The sequence below is a fragment of the Verrucomicrobiia bacterium genome, from assembly GCA_035946615.1.
Lineage (GTDB): Bacteria > Verrucomicrobiota > Verrucomicrobiia > Limisphaerales > UBA8199 > DASYZB01.
Window position 1 is genome coordinate 1 of the sequence record DASYZB010000020.1, and the last position, 2304, is coordinate 2304.

Here is a 2304-nt window from a genome sequence, read left to right on the forward strand (position 1 = left end):
AAGGCCGGCGCGAAGCGTTTGGATCTCAGTTCCGCCTACCGCCCTCCAGCGTGCAATCATACCGTTCCAACCGCCTTCATTCTAAAAGCTCCTTCCCCTTCTACCCAAACTCAGCCACTAAATTCCCCGAATATCCGTTTATTACGGCAACACGACCACGAACATTCCAGTTGGGGAATACGTTCGTTCCTTTCAAAGGGCCAGTCATCAATCCACGTTGACATCAACCATCAACAGTTATGACTTCACAGCTCCAGGGGCGTCGCTGCTGGCATCGATCAGCGGCCAAGAGGGTGTGCAGGAACAGTATGAATTTGGCAATGACGTGCAGACGCTCGGCTATGACCAGCAATTGGCGCAAGATCGCCAGGACCATCAGACCGTCGAGCGCATGACGATTGCGGGGGCGGGGACAGCGCCGGATTTGCGGGCCGGCTACACGTTTAGTTTAAGCGACCAAAGCGGGGCTGGGCTGAGTGGTTCGTACCTGGTGACCTCGATCCATCACGCCGGCTTTGTCCGCATGACCAATGGCGTCAGCACCGTTTTTTACGGCAATGAATTCCAGGCGATACCGGCCTCGCTGATTTATCGGCCAGCCCTGGTGACGCCAAAACCTCAAGGGCAGCCTGAGACGGCGATTGTCACCGCGCCTGCCGGCCAGGAGATTTATACAGACAAATATGGGCGTGTTAAGGTGCAATTTTTCTGGGATCGCCAGGGCAAAAAGGATCAGAACTCGAGTTGCTGGATACGGGTGGCTAATCCCATGGCCGGATCGAATGGCAGAGGGATGATCTTCCTGCCCCGGGTAGGAGACGAGGTAGTGGTCTCGTTCCTCGAGGGCGACCCCGACCGACCGATCATCATCGGGAGCCTGTACAATGGGACTGAAATGCCGCCCTACGCTTTGCCGGTCAATCAGGCTATCTCCACCATTAGGACAACGGGCACCCCGGGCCAGCCGGCACAGGTGAATGAGATCAGTTTTAATGACACGGCCAGCGCCCAGGTTTTGACTTTGCAAGCGGCCAAGGACCTGACAGTGAAAGCCGCAAACAATATCGGGATATCGGGGGTCAATAACTTCAATACGACCGTTGGCGGCACGATGGCGCTAAAATCCGCGGGCAATTTGTCTCTGCAGACCTCCGGCAACGTAACCATTCAAGGCACGGCGCTGAGCCTGCAAGGCCCGGGCGGCCTGAGTCTTCAAGGGCCGACGACGGCGACGGGTCCTCTATCGGTCAGCGGCGGGATGAACATCGATCAGGCCGACGCGAACAACGGCTCGGATACCGCCAATGCCCTCACGTTCGGCGCCAGCAGCGGTGAGGGCATTGCCTCCCAACGCACCGCCAGCGGCACCGGTAATCAGTACGACTTGGCATTATTCACCGGGTTCAACCCGCGCCTGACGATTCTCAACGGCGGAAACATCGGCATCGGGACCAGCACACCCACCGCGCCGTTTCATGTCCAAGGAGGGCAGAGCGGCACCTTTGCGAACCCGGTGGCGCTGATCGTCAACACCAATACCACCACGCCGAGCCCAGCGTTGCGCATAATTAATGCGGGAGGCGCACCAGCGGACGGCGCGCTGAGCGTGTCGGTCAACAGTGTCGGCAATGGTTTGTTGGCCGAGTTTGGGAATGCCAACTCGTTTGTGACCACGATAGCCAATAACGGCACTATTTCCGCCACCGCTTTTAACACCACGAGCGACCGCAACGCCAAGGAGGATTTCGAGAGTATTAGTCCGGTGGCGATTCTGGAAAAGGTGGCGTCACTGCCCATCAGCAGTTGGGATTTCAAAACGGTGGCGGGGGTCAAGCATCTCGGTCCGGTTGCCCAGGATTTCCATGCCGCATTCGGATTGAACGGGACAGATGACAAGCACATATCGCTGGTGGATGAAGGCGGGGTGGCCCTGGCGGCGATTCAGGGGCTCAATCAGAAGCTTCGTGAGAAAGAAGCAACCATTCAGGAACAGGCCTCGAGCCTTAAGGAACAGGCCGCAGAAATCGCGGATTTGAAGGCGCGGCTGGACCAGGTGGAGAAAGTTGTTTTGGAACGGCAGGTGAGCCACAGATAATTTAGAACGCAATTTCACCAATTAATTACCGACCCGATTGTTCAAATACCGCTTGCTCTTCTGTCGGGAGGATGCATAGTAGGGGGGTCTAATAGATAGCTTGTCGCTTCCAGGACATGGTAAATCCTCAGGTGAACCCAGTTCAGTGATGATTTGAAACCCGAAGTTCGGGAACAGTTTGGAAACCAGGGTAGAACTAGGGACATTTA

General features: G+C 56.4%; 1 protein-coding gene. It reads left to right on the forward strand.

Going from position 1 to position 2304, the window contains the following annotated elements; all coding sequences use genetic code 11:
• The first annotated feature begins 130 nt into the window (after positions 1 to 130).
• Entirely contained in the window at positions 131 to 2095 is a 1965-nt protein-coding gene (gene tssI / locus VG146_03245; protein ID HEV2391358.1) for a type VI secretion system tip protein TssI/VgrG, read from the forward strand.
• The last annotated feature ends 209 nt before the right edge of the window (positions 2096 to 2304 follow it).